The 13,496-nt window shown below is 28.1% G+C and carries 10 protein-coding genes; 6 read left to right on the forward strand and 4 right to left on the reverse strand.

Annotation, left to right across the window (positions count from 1 at the left end):
- Window positions 1-3: 3 nt before the first annotated feature.
- The 5 genes from mutS (at window position 4) to BUA48_RS03295 (ending at window position 7,344) form a co-directional block, all read left to right on the forward strand.
- Complete coding sequence (gene mutS, locus BUA48_RS03275; protein WP_072830027.1) at window positions 4-2,754, forward strand: DNA mismatch repair protein MutS; 2,751 nt, start codon at window positions 4-6, stop codon at window positions 2,752-2,754.
- 16 nt (window positions 2,755-2,770) lie between these two features.
- Window positions 2,771-4,717: a DNA mismatch repair endonuclease MutL gene (gene mutL / locus BUA48_RS03280; protein WP_072830029.1), complete on the forward strand. Its 1,947-nt coding sequence runs from the start codon at window positions 2,771-2,773 to the stop codon at window positions 4,715-4,717.
- Between the two features lie 24 nt (window positions 4,718-4,741).
- Window positions 4,742-5,677: a tRNA (adenosine(37)-N6)-dimethylallyltransferase MiaA gene (gene miaA, locus BUA48_RS03285; protein WP_072830030.1), complete on the forward strand. Its 936-nt coding sequence runs from the start codon at window positions 4,742-4,744 to the stop codon at window positions 5,675-5,677.
- 84 nt (window positions 5,678-5,761) lie between these two features.
- Window positions 5,762-6,001 carry an RNA chaperone Hfq gene (gene hfq, locus BUA48_RS03290; RefSeq protein WP_072830032.1) on the forward strand — a complete coding sequence of 80 codons (240 nt, stop codon included), beginning with the start codon at window positions 5,762-5,764 and terminating at the stop codon, window positions 5,999-6,001.
- A 62-nt stretch (window positions 6,002-6,063) separates the two neighbouring features.
- Window positions 6,064-7,344: a methionine gamma-lyase family protein gene (locus tag BUA48_RS03295; RefSeq protein ID WP_072830034.1), complete on the forward strand. Its 1,281-nt coding sequence runs from the start codon at window positions 6,064-6,066 to the stop codon at window positions 7,342-7,344.
- Between the two features lie 69 nt (window positions 7,345-7,413).
- On the opposite strand, the gene lexA is transcribed toward BUA48_RS03295, so the two are convergent.
- On the reverse strand, window positions 7,414-8,031 hold the full coding sequence (gene lexA / locus BUA48_RS03300; protein ID WP_072830036.1) for a transcriptional repressor LexA: 618 nt from the start codon (window positions 8,029-8,031) through the stop codon (window positions 7,414-7,416).
- Between the two features lie 358 nt (window positions 8,032-8,389).
- On the opposite strand from lexA, the gene BUA48_RS03305 reads away from it, so the two are divergent.
- Window positions 8,390-8,917: a hypothetical protein gene (locus tag BUA48_RS03305; protein WP_084666027.1), complete on the forward strand. Its 528-nt coding sequence runs from the start codon at window positions 8,390-8,392 to the stop codon at window positions 8,915-8,917.
- 67 nt (window positions 8,918-8,984) lie between these two features.
- Here BUA48_RS03305 and BUA48_RS03310 read toward each other — a convergent pair whose 3' ends face one another.
- The 3 genes from BUA48_RS03310 to BUA48_RS03320 form a co-directional block, all read right to left on the reverse strand.
- The gene (locus BUA48_RS03310) at window positions 8,985-9,971 is read right to left on the reverse strand and encodes a tyrosine recombinase XerC (protein ID WP_072830038.1); all 987 of its coding nucleotides are present in this window, start codon (window positions 9,969-9,971) and stop codon (window positions 8,985-8,987) included.
- A 470-nt stretch (window positions 9,972-10,441) separates the two neighbouring features.
- A complete protein-coding gene (locus BUA48_RS03315; protein WP_072830040.1) occupies window positions 10,442-12,412 on the reverse strand; it encodes an elongation factor G in 1,971 nt (656 codons plus the stop codon).
- A gap of 31 nt (window positions 12,413-12,443) precedes the next feature.
- Window positions 12,444-13,385 (reverse strand): aldo/keto reductase, encoded by a 942-nt coding sequence (locus BUA48_RS03320; protein WP_072830042.1) that lies wholly within the window; start codon window positions 13,383-13,385, stop codon window positions 12,444-12,446.
- Window positions 13,386-13,496: the final 111 nt, after the last annotated feature.

A 13,496-nucleotide genomic window follows, 5' to 3' on the forward strand; every position in this document is an offset into this window, starting at 1 on the left:
AATTTGGCTTTGACTCCTATGATGAAACAATATTTAGAAGTAAAAGAAACCTGTAAAGATGCAATTTTATTCTTTAGATTAGGTGACTTTTATGAGATGTTTTTTGAGGATGCTGAAGTAGCATCTAAAGAACTTGAGTTAGTGCTTACAGGCAGAGACTGTGGACTTGAAAATAGAGCTCCAATGTGTGGAATTCCCTTTCATTCAGCAGAAAACTATATAAGTAGGTTAGTAACTAAGGGTTTTAAAGTTGCTATATGTGAACAAGTTGAGGACCCGGCTTTTGCAAAGGGAATTGTTAAAAGAGATATAGTAAAAATATTAACTCCTGGAACATATATGGATGCCTCATTTTTAGATGAGTCTAAAAATAACTTCATAATGTGCATTTTCAAGGAGGATTCTAGTAATGTTGGTGGATTAAGTTTTGCTGATATATCTACAGGTGAATTTTATTCAACTAGCGGAATTCTTAAATGTGGAAATATCTTAGATGAGATAGCAAAATTTTCACCTAGTGAAATAATATACAATGAAACTTTAGAAGACAATTTATTAAATGAAATAAAAGAACGATATAATATTAGTTTAACTAAGTATTCTAATGAGTATTATAATGAAGAAGCTTTAGAGTCTGTTAAAATCCAATTTAAAAATTATGATAGCAACAGATATGATATGGAGCAATTACGTTCCATATCCTCACTTATAGCTTATTTAAAATATACTCAAAAGAACTCCTTATCTCACATAGATACTTTAGAAACTTATAATATTGTTGATTATTTAGTTATAGATACAAACTCGAGAATGAATTTGGAACTTACAGAAACCTTAAGAGATAAAAGTAAAAAAGGTTCGCTTCTAAGTGTATTAGATAAAACTAGCACTGCAATGGGTGCTAGACGCTTAAGAAAGTGGATAGAAGAGCCTTTAGTGGATAAAATACTTATAGAAGAAAGACAAAACTCTATTGAAGATTTAGTAAACAATTTATTTGTCCATGAAGAGTTAAAAGAAACTCTAAAGGATATTTATGATATAGAACGGTTAGTAGGAAAAATTAGCAGCAAAAGTGTTAATGCTAAAGAGTTAATGTCTTTAAAAAATTCCATTGGAAAAATTCCAAGTGTCAAGGAAGTAATTAAACCATTAACTTCTAGTTTTTATTCTAATATTTATAATAACTTAGATGACTTAAATGATATATATGAATTATTAAACAAAGCTTTAGATGATAATCCTTCTATTTCAGTTAAGGAAGGTAATATAATAAAAACTGGCTATAATGAAGAGGTTGATTCTCTAAGAGAAGCAAAGTCTAGTGGTAAACAATGGATTGCATCCTTAGAGCAAGAAGAAAAAGAACTTACAGGCATAAGATCACTTAAGATAGGATTTAACAAGGTATTTGGTTATTACTTAGAAGTTACTAAAAGCAATTTAAGCTTAGTACCTACAGAGAGATATATTAGAAAGCAAACCCTATCCAATGGCGAAAGATATATTACGCCTGAATTAAAGGAAGTTGAAGAAAAGGTTCTTGGTGCAGAAGAGAAGTTAATTACTTTAGAATATGAATTGTTTGCTAAATTAAGAGATACTATAGAAACTCATATTGAAAGAATGAAGAGTGTAGCTAAGGTAATCTCTGAAATAGATTCTTTAAGCTCTTTAGCAACGGTTGCTGTAGAAAACAATTATGTAAAACCTACTATTAATGAAGAGGGTATAATTGATATTAAAGATGGTAGACATCCCGTAGTTGAGAAGTTATTAAGTAAGAATACCTTTGTAGAAAATGATACTTATCTAAATACAGAGGAAGATCAATTACTTTTAATAACTGGTCCCAATATGGCTGGTAAATCAACATATATGCGTCAAGTTGCATTATTAACTTTAATGGCTCAAATGGGAAGTTTTATACCAGTAAGTAGTGCAAATATTGCTATATGTGATAGAATATTTACAAGAATAGGTGCTTCTGATGATCTAGCTTCTGGTAAAAGTACCTTTATGGTTGAAATGTGGGAAGTATCTAATATATTAAAAAATGCTACAAGTAAGAGTCTCATCTTATTAGATGAGGTTGGAAGAGGTACTAGTACTTATGATGGTTTAAGTATAGCATGGGCAGTAATAGAGTTTTTATGTTCTGATAATGGGATAAAAGCTAAAACTCTTTTTGCAACTCACTATCATGAGTTAATAAAGCTTGAGCAACAAATTAAAGGTATAAAAAACTACTCTGTAGCAGTTAAGGAAATAAATAACGAAATAGTGTTCTTAAGAAAGATTATTTGTGGTGGTACTGATGAATCTTATGGAATAGAGGTTGCTAAACTTGCAGGTATTCCAACTGAAGTTACTGATAGAGCAAAAGAAATACTTTCTATGCTTGAATCTGAAAATTCTAGTTCTGCTTCTGATAATAAGATTACTTCTGTACAATCAGTTAATAAAGTAGTTGTAGATAATTCAAAGGAAGTTGAACTTCTACAAGCTACTATAAAAGAATTAAAAGAAAAAATAAACAACTTAGAGTCTTTAAATAAAGAAGTTGCTATGGATATGTCTACGTCTAAAAAGACTAAATGTAAAAAGCAAGAAAATCCTATGCAAATGACTTTTGAGGATGTAGAAGGCAAGAATTTATTAAAAGATATTAAGGAGTTAGATATACTTTCAATGAATCCAATGGAGGGTTTTAATAAACTTTATGAGTTGGTAAATAAGGCTAAAAACCTATAATTGTAGGAGGTGGCTTTTGAAAAGAATTCAAAGATTAGATTTAAATACTACAAATAAAATTGCAGCAGGAGAGGTAGTAGAAAGACCTTATTCTGTAGTAAAAGAACTTGTAGAAAATAGTATAGACTCTGGGGCTACAAGTATAACTATTGAAATTGAAGAGGGTGGAGAAAAGTTAATTAGAATCACTGATAATGGATCAGGTATACACCCTGAGGATGTTACAATAGCTTTTGAAGCTCATGCAACAAGTAAAATTACTACTATAGAGGATATATATAAGATTTCCACTTTAGGATTTAGGGGGGAGGCATTACCTAGTATTGCTTCCGTATCTAAACTTAAAGTTTTAAGTAAAACAAAGGATTTTGATTATGGTATTGAAGCAGTAATAGAGTTTGGAAAGCTTTGTAGTTCAGTTGAAAAGGGTTGCAGTAACGGAACTGTTATAGAAGTACGGGATTTATTTTTTAATGTTCCTGCAAGAAAAAAATTTTTAAAAAGCTCCCAAAGAGAGGCTTCTATAATTTCAGATATAATAACTAGACTGGCATTGTCTTATCCTAATATATCTTTTACCTTTATAAATAATGGTAAAACTAACTTTACTACTTACGGAAATGATAATTTAAAAGATGCTATTAGAGTATTGTATGGTAAAGAGGTATTTAATAACATAATCGAATTTGAGGGATGTAATGATATAGTAACTATCTATGGCTTTGTAGGGAATGCTGAAATAAGCAGAGGTAGTAGAAACAGACAAAGTATATTTGTCAATAAAAGATATATTAAAAACAAACTCATTACAACAGCTGTGGAAAATGCCTTTAAGTCATTCTTAACAGTTAACAAGTTCCCATTCTTTGTAATATTCATTGACATTTATTCAGAATTAATAGATGTCAATGTACATCCTACAAAGTCGGAAATAAAGTTTCAAGATGAACGAAGCTTATTTAAAGTTATTTTTGATGCTGTTCATAAAGGAATAAGTGAGGACATAAAAAGTAAATATGCTGTAGAAGAGTCTTTACCTAATAGTGAACCTCAGTATTTCACAGAAAAATTTGAACAAAACTCATATTTTAATGCGTCATTAAATGAATCATTGCCTTTAGTTAAGGAGCAAATTGAAAATAAAAGCTTCACTCTTAAAGCTGATAATATATTAAATAAATCTACAATAGATAATATACATTCTGAAGATAAAATTTATGATGTGCCTATAGATTTGAAACCTAGCAATGAAAATAACAAGAATTTTGAAAGTTATTCAGCTATCAACTATGATTTGAGTAATGATTTTAAACCAAAAGAACGTGCTGTAGAATCTATAAAAGATGTAATGGAAACAAATGAATTAGTTAATCAAAGCCCTAAGTTTCCATCATTGAGAGTAATTGGTCAATTTAATAATACCTATATAATTGCTGAAGCTTTTAAAGAACTCTATTTAATTGATCAACATGCAGCTCATGAGAAAATTTTATTTGAAAAGTACAGAAAAGATTTCAAAAATAGTAAAGTTGTTTCGCAAATTCTTCTAACTCCTGTTATAATAGAATTAATAACTGATGATTATATATATTTTATAGAGAATTCAGATATTTTTAAAGAAGCAGGTTTTAAAATAGAAACCTTTGGATCTAATACAATTAGTATAAGAGAGGTTCCTTATATTTTAGGTAAACCAGATTGTAAGAACTTATTTATTGAAATATTGGATAATCTAAAGTCCTTAGGTTCTGGTAAAACAGAAGATGTTAAATTTAATAAAATAGCTAGTATATCCTGTAAGGCTGCAGTAAAAGCACATGATAAATTATCAGAAATTGAAATGAATCATATTTTAAATGAACTTAGGTTTATAGATGAACCTTTTACTTGCCCTCATGGAAGACCAACTATACTTAAATTTACTTTATATGATATTGAGAAAAAATTTAAAAGAATACAATAAATATTATTTAAAGAAAGGTATAATATGAAAAAGAATTTATTTATACTTGCAGGTCCGACAGCAGTTGGAAAAACTAAGATATCTATTGAATTAGCTAAAAGATTAAATGGCGAAATAATTTCTGCTGATTCAATGCAAATATATAAACATATGGATATAGGATCAGCTAAAATTAAAGAAAGTGAAAAAGAAGGAATTGAACATTTTCTTATAGATGAGGTAGACCCTAAAAATGAATTTAGTGTTTCTGAATTTCATGATAAAGCGGTAAAATATATAGATGATATCTACTCAAAAGGTAAGTTACCTATGATTGTTGGAGGTACAGGGTTATATATTAACTCTCTTATATTCAATTATAACTTTGCAGAAACTAATAAAGATGAAGAATATAGAAATTTTTTAGTAGAAGAAGCAGAGAATAAAGGAAAAGAATATGTACATGAACTTTTAAAAGAAGTTGATAAAACTTCCTATGAAAAACTTTTCCCTAATGATTTAAAAAGAGTAATTCGTGCTTTAGAAGTTTATAAAGTAACTGGTAAGACTATTCATGAGGTAAATGAAGAAATAGATGTCTTTGATATACCTTATAATATACACTATTATGTTTTAAATATGGATAGAGAAAAGCTTTATGAAAGAATTAACTTGCGTGTGGATCTTATGTTTAAGGAAGGGTTAATAGAAGAAGTAAAGACTTTGAAGAGTATGGGGTTGCATAAAGAAATGCAATCAATGAAGGGTATAGGATATAAAGAAATACTTCAATATTTAGATAATGAAATTACCCTAGAGGAAGCTGAATATTTAATTAAGAAGGGTAGTAGAAACTATGCTAAGAGGCAACTTACATGGTTTAGAAAAGATAAAAGGTCTACCTGGATAGATAAAGATAATTATATTTCTGATGAAGATATAGTTGATGTAATAGTAAAGGATTATACTTCTAAAATTTAAAGGTATTTTCATTATTTTAGAGGATTTATAAATTATATATAGAATAAATATAGTACTAACATATAGTACATGGAGGGCAAGATTATGAACAAATCAGCAAATAACTTACAAGACATTTTTTTAAACAATGCAAGAAAGAATAAAATCCCTGTAACTATTCACTTAGTAAATGGATTTCAAATTAAAGGTAATGTTACTGGTTTTGATAGTTTTACAGTTGTTCTAGACTCAGAAGGAAAGCAAATGATGTTGTATAAACATGCTATATCATCTATAACTCCTCAAAAGGCTATTTTATTTGTAGATAATAAATATAACAAGTAAAGAATAGGGATACCTATTCTTTACTCTTGTTTAATAGAGAATTATTTTAAAGGAGAAATAAGATGTTAGATATTACTAAAGAAATGTTAAATAAAAAGTATGGTATAACAGAGGACGCTATTGATTTATATAATAAAGCTATTGCAGATGTTCAACCTCAGTTTGATAAGCTTGATGAAATAAGAGAGTTTAATCAATTAAAGGTATTAAATGCTTTACAAGAAGAAAGAATAAGTGACATGCACTTTACTAACTCATCTGGATATGGGTATGGTGATGTAGGAAGAGATGCCTTAGATAAAGTATATGCAAGGGTTTTCAACTGTGAAAGTGCTTTAGTAAGACCTCACTTTGTAAATGGAACACATGCTATAGGTGCAGCACTATTTGGTAACTTAAGACCTGGAGATACTATGTTAAGTATTTGTGGTACACCTTATGACACTTTACATAATATAATAGGAATTAGCGGCAATGAGAACATAGGTTCTTTAGCTGAGTATGGCGTTAAATATAAACAAATAGATTTAGATGAAAATAATAAAGTTAATATTACTAAGGTTAAAGAAGAATTAGAGTGCGATAAGTCAATTAAACTAGTACATATACAACGTTCTACTGGATATGGTTGGAGAAAATCTTTATATGTTTCAGAAATAGGTGAAATTATTAAAGAGGTTAAAAAAGTTAGTCCAGAGGTTATCTGTTTTGTAGATAACTGCTATGGTGAACTTATAGAAACTATGGAGCCTACGGATGTTGGTGCTGACTTAATAGCAGGATCTTTAATTAAAAACATTGGTGGTGGAATAGCTCCAACAGGTGGTTATATAGCAGGTAAAGAAAAGTTTGTTGAACAAGCCTCTTATAGATTAACTATACCTGGAATAGGTGGAGAATGTGGGTCAACCTTTGGTGTTATGAGATCAATGTATCAAGGATTATTCTTAGCTCCTCATATTTCAATGGAGGCAGTAAAGGGTGCTATATTATGTGCTAGATTAATGGAGTTATGTGGATTTGAAGTTCTTCCAAAGTCTACGGATATGAGAAGTGACATAATTCAAGCTATTAAGTTTAATGATAAAGATAAACTTATTAACTTCTGTAAAGGGATTCAATATGGTTCACCAATTGATTCTTTTGTAGAGTGTGAGCCATGGGATATGCCAGGGTATAATGATCAAGTAATTATGGCTGCTGGTGCCTTTATTCAAGGTTCTTCAATTGAATTATCAGCAGATGCACCTATAAGAGAACCTTATATTGCATATCTTCAAGGTGGATTAACTTTTGATCATGCAAAAATAGGAATATTAATAGCTTTATCTAAAGTTTTATAATATACTTTGAGAATTTACCTATAAAAATAAGCTGTTACTAAAAGTATTAACTTTGTAACAGCCTATTTTTTAATATTTTCTATATATACCAGCTAATTTACCAAGAATACTACAATCTTCAACTATAATTGGATCCATTGATGAATTCTCAGGTTGTAATCTAATATGATCATTCTCTTTGAAAAATCTCTTTAAAGTAGCCTCGTTATCAACTAAAGCAACTACGATATCTCCATTAGAAGCTGCATTAACCTTTTCTATTATGGCTAAATCTCCATCTAATATACCGGCTTCAATCATACTTTCTCCAGATACCTTTAGCATAAATAACTCATTGTTACTTTTTACAAAATTAAGAGGAATAGAAAAGTATTCTTCTATATTTTCAACAGCTAAAATAGGTAATCCAGCAGTCACCTTACCGACTATAGGAATATCAACCATCTCTTTTTTTATAACAGAGTCCTTTAATAATTCAATTGCTCTAGGCTTCGCAGGATCTCTTCTTATATATCCAATTTTTTCTAATTTAGAAAGAATAGAGTGAACCGTTGAAGTAGAGGTTATATTTAAAGCCTTTCCAATTTCTCTAACTGAAGGCGGATACCCTTTAGCTTGTATTTGTTCTTTAATGAAGTTATAGACTTCTAAGTTTCTATTTACTTGTTTGCTATCTTCATTTTTCATTATGCTTCACCTCTCAATATAGGAATAATGTCATTATAGCATAACTTGAAATAAATAGCAAACTAATGTTCAATGTGATAATGCTCGCACTATCTAGAGTTAAGAGGGTTAAAATTTATAAATAAAGGCAATTATTATATAGTAACTCTAAAAAGTACTTATTTAAGATAATTTCATATATAAATTAAAAAACTTAAAATAATGAGTAGTTATAGAGCTAATAAATCTTATTTTTAAAGAGATATGATTTAATGATAGTATATCCTTATGTACTATTAAATTTATATTGAAAATCAAATAAAATTTTGTTATAATATAAAAGTTATACTACTATTAAATTTAAGAGGTGGTAATTAATATGAAAATGTGTGTATATAATAGTAAAAAACAATGTATTTCATGTGGTGAATGTGATATATGCGATTTGAATCGTGAAAAAAAATGCGATAATTGTGGAATATGTCTACAATTAGAAGGTATAGATATTAAAGCCGTAAAAATAGATGAATTGAATCAAAAACTGAACACAACTGATAATGTAAAAACACTTAAAGTAAAAGCTAAAAAAGATGCAATAAATAAAGCAAAAATTGAAAATCTTAATGCTAGTGAAGTTGAAGAAATAAAACCTCTTACAGATTCTGATCAATTAATTTCAGAGTTATTAGACTTGGAAAGCTATGACAATTATGAAGAAAGTTGTAGTTATGAAGAGGGGATAGATGATGATGTTTCCCTAGATGTTATGGATAATAATGATATGTGGGAATACATCGATGATGTAGATAACCTGTCAGAAATATTAGAGGATGACTTGTTAAGCAAAAACTATACAACAGAGGTTGCTCCAGGATTAATAGTATATAATTCTAGAAGTAGAGAGTAACATATAAAAAACCGCTAAAATAGTTAACTAACTAATTTTTAGCGGTTTTTTATATTGCATATTTAAATTACATATCTGCAAGAGGATTAGATAAAGAGGCTTCTCTTAAAGTCTCATCATCTACATGTGTATATATTTGAGTTGTTGATACGTTTTCATGACCTAAGATTTTCTGTAAGCTTCTTATGTCAACACCTCCATGTTTATACATTAAAGTTGCGGCAGTATGACGCAATTTATGTGGTGTGTACTTTGTAGTATCTAGACCGGCTTCATATATATGTTTTTTCACTAATCTTTCAACAGATCTTTGAGAAATACGCATATGTTTATTACTAATGAATAATGCATTTTTATCTTGAGAAAGAACCTTATCTTGTTCCTTTTCACGAATTATAAGATATTCATTAATTGCCCTAATGCAAGCACCATTTAAATATACGGTTCGTTCTTTATTACCTTTTCCTATAATAGATATAGTATCATCTTTAATCATATTAACATCTATACTGCATAACTCTGAAAGCCTTAATCCACAATTTAAGAAAAGGGTAATTATACATTTATCTCTTTCTTTATTTTTGCCATCTATAGATTTTAATAATTGCACACTTTCATCTAGATTTAAGTAGGTTGGATTTCTTTTGGCAATTTTAGGAGATTCCAATTCTTCAGCAGGATTTTTATCAATCTCTTTACTAACTTTAAACAGATATTTAAAGAAGGACTTTATGCATGCAATTTTTCGTGCACGGGCATAGACACTATTATCTCTATATAATTCTGTGTATCCAACAAAAGCAATAAGATCTTGTAACTTTAAGCTTCTTATTACATCTATATTAATATCCTTTACTGAAATTTCATCCCAGTTACTTAAGTATGCATCCGTCATTTTATATATTTTAATAAACTTTAAAAACATAGTTAAGTCATAAGTATATGCTTTTACTGTATTAATTGATTTACCTTTTATAGATAAAAGATAATTATTAAACTCATTTACAAATGAGGGAAGTAGGGGATCAAACATATTTTTATAATCATAATTCATATCCGTAATTAACTCCTATAAATTTACTATTAAATTAATTATACAACTAAATAGTAATAAATAAAGGCTAAAACTAATTGTAAATTTTAAAAACTCAAAAAAACTTGGGAAATAATTATATAAATTAAAATTTATAATTTTACATAAACCTTATAAAATATGCTATATATTATATAGAAATATAATATATTAGCTCTAAAAATCATATAAAAGCATAAACTATATGATTTTATATATAAGGAAAAGAAATAACAAATATAGATAATATTTAGATATGAAAGCAAAGTTATATATAGCTATATAATATGAGAAAATACAACTATTTTCTTTGAAAAAGAGAGAATATTAACGTCGTGAAATGTAAATTTCACGACGTTATATGCATTTTAAATCTATTTATTGGTATTAATATGACTTTTATCTTTTTAAGTTATCATATATAACTATATCACTTTCTTAAGTTCCATTAATTAATAAACCTTTTTCATTTTTCTATTTTCTCTTAGCAATGATATTGAATTATATAAGGCTTCATCCTTATATAATTTATTTTCTGGATTTTGTAAAATTTCCTCTTCGTTATGACAAACTTCGTATCTTGAAAAACTCAAAGCAATACTGGCTTTACTTGAAGTACTAGACATTAACTCTATTGGATAATTCATAGAAGTTTGAATAGGTACCTCTCCAGTTAGTTCAAATTTATGTTCATCCATTAATGGTTCATTAAAAGATCCCTTCATTCTAGTTATATCGGATATTATTTTGCCCATATAATCTATAGGTGCAATAATATTAAACTTATATAGCGGTTCTAATAAAATACATTTATTTTTTTCTAATCCCTGCTGTAATGCTCTTATAGTTGCTATTCTAAAATCTCCACCATGAGTATGTTCTAAATTATGAGAACCACCTATTAATTTAATATCCATATCTGTAATCATAGAGTTAATTAAAATACCATGCTTTACAGCATCCTCAATGTTCTTTTCAATAATATTTTGAAATTGAGAAGGTAAAATATCTAAACTTAAAGCAGAACTGTATTTTATTCCTGCTCCTCTTTCCAATGGAGAAATTTCAAGTTCAACTTCTCCATAGTGATTTTTAGGTTCATAATGACAAAAACCAGTGCTTTTTTCACTAATAGTTTCTAAAAAAGTTACTGTAGGAGATGCAAAATCTATATTAAGGTTAAATCTATTTTCTAAAACTTCTTTTAAAACATCCATATGAATTATTCCTCTAATATCAACTATTGCCTCTTTCATATTATTTACATACTGAGGGTTTAATGTTGGATCCTCTAGAGCTAGGATATTTAGAGACTCTAATAACTTATTATAACTATCTTCATCCTTACATATAATTTTCGAACTTAAAAATCCTCTATCATTGGGTAAAATATTATCAATTGAATTTTCTTTTAATAAATCTCCTATATGTGAATTTTTCAAGCCTGAAACTACACCTATGTCACCCTCTTCTAAAGATTCAAGAGTTATAAACTTTTGACCTATGTATTTTCTAATTGAATTTATTTTATTTTCTATATTGTTTTCTCCAAAATAAAAACTTTGTCTTGGTTTTAAAGATCCTTTTATAACTTTTACATAAGAAAGTAATCCCTCTGTTTTATCCTGACGAAGCTTATAAACTAAACTTACATTTTTCAAACTAGAGTTATTATGATCTATAGATTCTAATAGCTTTTTATTTTTCAAACTTTCCTTTGGATTAGGAAGAAAATCTGTAATACAATCTAATAAATTCTCAATTCCCTTCCCCTCTATAGCAGAACCTAAAACAACAGGATATATATAGCCAGCTTTACATTGAGCTTTAATTTCACTTTCTAATTCTTCTTTTAAGATATCCTCTCCATTTAAATACCTTTCTAAAAAAACTTCATTTTTCTGGCTAATTAACTCTATTAAATTTTCTAAATTTTCAGTACTAAAAGTGTTATCATTAATAAGAAGTATATCACTGCTTAAATTAGACTTAATATTTTCAAGGCTATATTCTATCTCTACTCCAGTTCTATCAATTTTATTTAATAAAATTACAGTAGGTATATTATTAAGTTTTAGTTCTCTCCACAAAGTTTCTGTATTGCCTTTTACACCCTCTAAAGCTGATATTATTAAAATAGCACCATCTATAGCAAGTAAACTTCTTTGAACCTCAGGATAAAAATCTATATGTCCTGGAGTATCTATTAAATTTATATGTGTATCTTTCCAAGTAAAATTTACTTCATCTGCATATATTGTAATTCCCCTTTTTCGTTCTAACTCGTTATAATCTGTTACAGCGTTTCCATTATCAACACTACCGAGACTTCTAATTTTACCTGATAAATATAACATCTGTTCTGTAGTAGTAGTCTTCCCTGCATCTACATGAGCGAAAATTCCTATATTTCGTAAATTCATTGATATACGTCCCTTCTTTTATAATAAAAATTTAAGGTAAATCTTTTCCTCTAGCTGCTATATAAAGATCATACCATTCTTCTCTTGTTAAATTAACCTCATTGGCGTATGAAGTATTCTTTATGTGATCCTCATTACCACTGCCTATTACAGGTCTTATATTAGAATAAGGTTTCATAAGCCATGATAACATAATTGATTCCACAGTAGTATTCTTTACATATGCCAGTTCTCTCAATAGCTTTTTAGTATTTAGTACCTCTTTGCTATCTTTTATAGTATTCATCTCTTTAATATATAATCCTTGTGCTAATGGACCATAAGCCTGTAGCTCTATATTATTCAATATACAATATTCAATTGTTCCATGTGGAAAGTTAACTTTTGAGGAATCATTAGTGTTTATTAAAATAGAACTTTCTAAAAAATCATTTTTATATAAACTCATTTCTAATTGATTAACCTTGATCTTTCTACCTATAAACTTTTCTAAAAACATTATTTGACTATAACTCATATTAGATACACCTATATCTTTAATCAATCCCTCATTAAACAAATAATCAATTGCACTTTTTAATTCTTCGGGATTAATAAGCAAATCCATTCGGTGAAGTAATAAAATATCCAAATAATTAGTTTTTAAATTTTCAACACTTTTTTTCACTTGCTTTATTATGTAATCATAAGAAAAATTATATTGACAGTTAGTTTTATTGCTCCATAAATCTATACCTACTTTAGATTGAATACATAAATTTTTTCTATCTAACTCTCTCTCCAACAAGTATTCACCAAAGACCTTTTCAGATTTTCCTAAATTATATATATCAGCAAAATCTAAAGTCTTTATTCCTATGCTTAAGGCAGCATCTAAGGCCTTAAAAGCTATTTTTCTATCATCTTTAGATATAGGTGTATTATCCCATTCCCCACCAATACCCATAGTACCGTATATAAACTTATTTTTCATAAATATCCCCTTTACTATTTTATATTTAGATAATTATACCATGCATAGTAATGTTAAATCATTAATAAATTATGTATATATCTATATAAATGTAATAGAGTAAAACAAATT

Source organism: Clostridium collagenovorans DSM 3089 (assembly GCF_900130005.1).
GTDB classification, from domain to species: Bacteria; Bacillota; Clostridia; order Clostridiales; family Clostridiaceae; genus Clostridium_D; species Clostridium_D collagenovorans.